Annotated in this window: 1 protein-coding gene; it reads left to right on the top strand. The window is 54.2% G+C overall.

Annotation, left to right across the window (positions count from 1 at the left end):
* Positions 1 to 96 precede the first annotated feature (96 nt).
* A partial coding sequence (locus tag HMPREF3169_RS06075; protein WP_246815607.1) for a recombinase family protein occupies positions 97 to 659 on the top strand: 563 nt, incomplete at its 3' end.

Genomic DNA, 659 nt, shown 5'->3' with positions numbered 1-659 from the left:
TATCAGGTGTCTACCAAACAGGGGTCAGGTCCTCGCTCCATATCTGAGAACGTCACCTGGGGACATCGCAGACGCTTCGCTGATGGGAAAGTCATGGTGCCCTACTCCTCGCTACTGGGATATAAGAAAGGCGCTGACGGTAACCTCGCTATTGATGAGACTCAAGCCCCGACCGTGCGCTTGATCTACCAGCTGTTTCTAGACGGCTCATCGATCACCGAAATCCGTGCCGAGCTACAGCGTCGCGGTATTTTGACTCCGCGAGGTAAAACCAACTGGTCCACCTCAACCGTGCGCTCCATCTTGACCAATGAGAAATATAAAGGCGACGCCCTGCTCCAGAAAACGTTCACCGCTGACTTCCTAACCAAACGAATCGAAGTAAACGAGGGCGAAGTCCCGCAATACTACGTCACCGGAAACCACGAGCCGATTATTGATGCGCCCGTCTGGGATCAGGTTCAATACGAGTTGGCCACCCGCCACGCAACCAACAGCTCCAAAATCGGCCTATTTGCCAGCCGACTCAAATGCGCAGATTGCGGATCCTGGTACGGACGCAAAACCTGGGCATCCAACACTAAATACAAGCACACGATCTGGCGGTGCAACCAAAAATACGACCATGGGCCTGACCCCCGGAAAGTAGACACGTCGGG

This window comes from Corynebacterium sp. HMSC08C04 (assembly GCF_001807495.1).
Classification (GTDB): Bacteria; Actinomycetota; Actinomycetes; order Mycobacteriales; family Mycobacteriaceae; genus Corynebacterium; species Corynebacterium simulans.
Note: the sequence above shows the minus strand (reverse complement) of the source record. Positions and strands in the feature narration are given on the sequence as shown.